Source organism: Stenotrophomonas sp. GD03777 (assembly GCF_029842485.1).
In the GTDB taxonomy this organism is placed as follows: domain Bacteria; phylum Pseudomonadota; class Gammaproteobacteria; order Xanthomonadales; family Xanthomonadaceae; genus Stenotrophomonas; species Stenotrophomonas sepilia.
Genome location: NZ_JAOCGL010000187.1, coordinates 1 through 3952 on the forward strand (window position 1 = coordinate 1; position 3952 = coordinate 3952).

Here is a 3952-nt window from a genome sequence, read left to right on the forward strand (position 1 = left end):
TGCGCAGGCCGCCAGCAACAGCGCGGTACGGAACAGGTGTTTGATCGGCATGGTCAGCCTTCTCCTTCAGGCAGGTGGTAGGCCTTCTCGCCCGCTTCCACGCGCAGGTCCAACCGGTTTTCCGGCGGCGCCAGCGGGCAGGTCGCGTAGGCGGTGAACGCGCACGGTGGGTTGTAGGCATGGTTGAAATCGATGCGCACCGTGCCGTCTGCAGCGGGGGCATCGGTATCCAGATAGCGCCCGGCCGGATAGCTGCCGCGGCCGCTGGTGCGGTCGGCAAAGATCAGGAACAGTGGCTGCCCGGGCGCACCGATGGCCTCCAGGCGCCAGCTGCGGCCATCACGTTCGAACTCCACCGCACCGGCATTGGGCATCTCGGTGGTCAAGCCAGTGATGTCGACGATCGGCAAGGTCTTGCCCGGCGGATGCGCGATGAAGCGCGCCTGTACCTGCCAGTCCGCGCCGCCCGGCCAGTACTGCAGGCCGGCGAAATCACGCCGCGCAGGTGCCTCGGCATGCTTGACCCGCAGCGCGTCCCGTGGCCCCCGGCGGATGATGCTGAGCTGGCCCTTGCCGCCATCGAAGGCCAGCAGCGTCGGCTGCGCGTCCTTGTCGGTGTCGACGCGGATGCGGCCACGCACCGGCTGGCCGTCGTGGCTGACATCGACACCGGCTTCAGGCGTGAACCACCACTGCGTCCCTTCGCGACGCAGCAGGCCCAGCCTGTCCGGGCCAACCGTCAGGCGGATGCCGTTGGTGGCGCCGCTGCCAACGAAATGGGATTTGTTCTGCAGCCAGTGCAGGCCGACCAGGGCCGTCCAGCCATCGGGCCGGGTCAGGTCCTGGTAGCGCGCTACACGCCATTGCTGCTGCGCGGCCGCGTAGGCCGGATCTTCAGCGGCCGTCGGCGCCGGCGGTGTTGCCGGGCTGCAGGCGGCCAACACCACGGCGGCCAGCAGGCCCGCCATTCCCCGATAACGCATCGATGCTCCCCTCAACGTCCGCGCAGGAACCAGCGGTCGATCTCCGCCAGCGAAAAACGGGCCCAGGTCGGTCGGCCGTGGTTGCACTGGCCGGACCGTTCGGTGATTTCCATGTCGCGCAGCAGCGCGTTCATTTCCGGCACGGTCAGGCGCCGGTTGGCACGCACCGCGCCGTGGCAGGCCATGGTCGACAGCAGTTCGTCGCGTGCACTGGCCACGCGGCGGCTCTGGCCATGCTCGCGCAGGTCGGTCAGCACGTCGCGCAGCAGTCCTTCCGGTTCTGCATGCGCCAGCAGTGCCGGAATGCTGCGCACGTGCAGCGAACCGGGGCCGGCCCGGGTCACCTCGAAGCCGAGCGCCGCCAGTGTCTCGGCTTCGCTTTCTGCAGTGTCGGCCTCGCGCTCGCCCACCGCCAGCGTGATCGGCACCAGCAACGGCTGCGACTGCAGGCCGATGCCATCGTGCGCATTCTTCAGGCGCTCGTAGCCGATGCGTTCGTGGGCCGCATGCATGTCGACCACGATCAGGCCTTCAGCGTTCTCGGCCAGGATGTAGATGCCATGCAGCTGCGCGATCGCGTAGCCCAGTGGCGGTACACCCGCGTCGGCACTGGTCACCGGCAACCCGTTCTCGCTCGGCATCGGCGGCAACGCCGCTGCGCGTTCGACGCCGGCGGGCGCGGCGTACAGCGCGGCGTAGGCGGCCGGTGCATCGGCCACCTGCAGGCCCAGCGGCTGCTGCGGACGCCAGCCTGAAAACCCGCCACCACCACCTCCCGAGCCGGGCGCAGCCCCGCGCACCAGCCCGAACCCCGACGCGCCGGCGCTCGATGCGGTCGGGACGGCGGCGGCGTCCACCGGATGTGCGGGGCCGGCACCGATCTCCTGCGCCGACATGCCGGCACGGGTATCGGCCAGCGCATCCTTCAACGTGCGATAGACGAAATCGTGGACCAGCCGCGAATCGCGGAAGCGCACCTCGTGCTTGGCCGGATGCACGTTGACGTCGACGCGGGTCGGATCCAGTTCGAGGAACAGCACATAGGCCGGCTGGCGGCCGTGATACAGCACGTCGCCGTAGGCCATCTTCACTGCGTGGGCGACGCTGCGGTCACGCACTGAGCGACCGTTGACGTATAGGTACTGCTGGTCGGCGCTCGCGCGCGAATAATGCGGCTGCGCAATCCAGCCATGCAGGCGCAGGCCGGCGCCGCTGTGGTCCACGCGCACGGCCTGGTTGGCGAAATCCTCGCCCAGCGTTTCGGCAAGGCGCGCATCGGAATACAGATCGCCCGGCTTGTAGCGCCGCGAGGCCTTGCCGTTGTGCGACACGCGCAGCTCGACATCCGGCCGTGCCAGTGCCAGCGAACGCAGCCACTCTTCGATATGGCCCAGTTCGGTACGCTCGGCGCGCAGGAACTTGCGCCGCGCCGGCACGTTGTAGAACAACTCGCGCACTTCCACCGTGGTGCCCGGCGCATGCGCGCGCGGGGTCACCTCGCCGATCTTGCCGCCTTCGATCTGCAGTGCCGAACCGTGCTCGTCGTGCGCGCGCCGCGAGCACAGGGTGAAGCGGCTGACCGATGCGATCGACGGCAGCGCTTCTCCACGGAAACCGAGCGTGGCCACCGATTCGAGATCGTCAAGATCGGCGATCTTGCTGGTGGCATGGCGCGACACCGCCAGGGGCAACTGCTCGGGCGCGATGCCACTGCCGTTGTCGCGGATGCGGATCAGGCGCACGCCGCCCTCTTCAAGATCGATATCAACGCGGCTGGCGCCGGCGTCGATCGCGTTCTCGACCAGCTCCTTGACCACCGACGCGGGTCGTTCGACCACTTCGCCCGCGGCAATCTGGTTGATGAGGATCTCCGGCAACGGCCGGATCGGGCGCGGATGGGTAGCAGACGTCATGCGGGGATGATAACGGAGGCTGCGCATGTAGAGTCGACTGTCAGTCGACTGCTCTTCGCCGGCCACCGAAACCCCCATACTGCGCGCGCAGTCGACTGACAGTCGACTCTACGGAAAGCAGTAATCCGCCTTCGGCGGCTTACTTGCTGCCGCCTGCCATCGTGGCTGCGGCGTCGATCTCAGCCTGCGCGCGGGCGGCATACAACGTGCCCGGCGGCGGTTGGCGGCTGAAGAAGGTGTGCACGCCATCCAGCACGGCGCCCGCCACCTTGCGCTGGTATGCCGGGTCCGTCAGGCGGCGCTCTTCATCCGGATTGGAAATGAATGCCGTTTCCACCAGCATCGCCGGCATGTCCGACGTGCGCAGCACCGCGAAGTTGGCGCGCTCGATGTTCGGCTTGTGGTTGTTGCCGATCCGCTTCAGACCGCCCAGCACGTGGCCGGCCGCATCTTCGGACGCCTTCATGTAGCCGCTCTGGGCCAGGTCCAGCAGCACGTTGGCCAGGGTGCCTTCGGTCTGCTGCAGGCGCACCCCACCGACCAGGTCGGCCGCGTTTTCCTTGTCCGCCAGCCAGCGGGCGCGCTGCGAAGAGGCACCCTTGGTCGACAGAACGTACACCGACGAACCCGTGGCCGAACGGTTTTCAGCCGCATCGGCGTGGATCGAGATGAAAATGTCCGCCTTGTTCGCACGCGCCTTCTGCGCGCGCATCGGCAGCGGAATGAACACGTCGCTGTCGCGCGTCAGGTAGGCCTTCAGGCCCGGCGTGGCATTGACCTGGCGGGCCAGCTCACGCGCCACCGCCAGGGTGACATCCTTCTCGCGCTTGCCGGTCGGGCCGATCGCGCCCGGGTCCTGGCCACCATGACCGGGATCGATCGCCACCACCAGGTGGCGCATGCCGGGCTGCATGCGGATGCGCGATGCATCGCTGGGCATCGCCGGACGCGGCGGCTCGGCCGGCGTCGGCGCGGGTGTGGGGGCCGTTGCCGGCGGCGTGGTCACCACCGCAGCAGTGCGCTGGCCGGCAAGGATTGCAGCCGGCGAGGATGAAG

General features: G+C 68.5%; 3 protein-coding genes. All 3 read right to left on the reverse strand.

Annotated features, from left to right (window positions below):
* Window positions 1–53: 53 nt before the first annotated feature.
* Complete coding sequence (locus tag N5E02_RS20390) at window positions 54–983, reverse strand: DUF1684 domain-containing protein (protein ID WP_053500615.1); 930 nt, start codon at window positions 981–983, stop codon at window positions 54–56.
* A gap of 11 nt (window positions 984–994) precedes the next feature.
* Window positions 995–2896 carry a DNA mismatch repair endonuclease MutL gene (gene mutL, locus N5E02_RS20395; RefSeq protein ID WP_032954348.1) on the reverse strand — a complete coding sequence of 634 codons (1902 nt, stop codon included), beginning with the start codon at window positions 2894–2896 and terminating at the stop codon, window positions 995–997.
* A gap of 139 nt (window positions 2897–3035) precedes the next feature.
* A partial coding sequence (locus N5E02_RS20400; protein WP_279946694.1) for an N-acetylmuramoyl-L-alanine amidase occupies window positions 3036–3952 on the reverse strand: 917 nt, incomplete at its 5' end.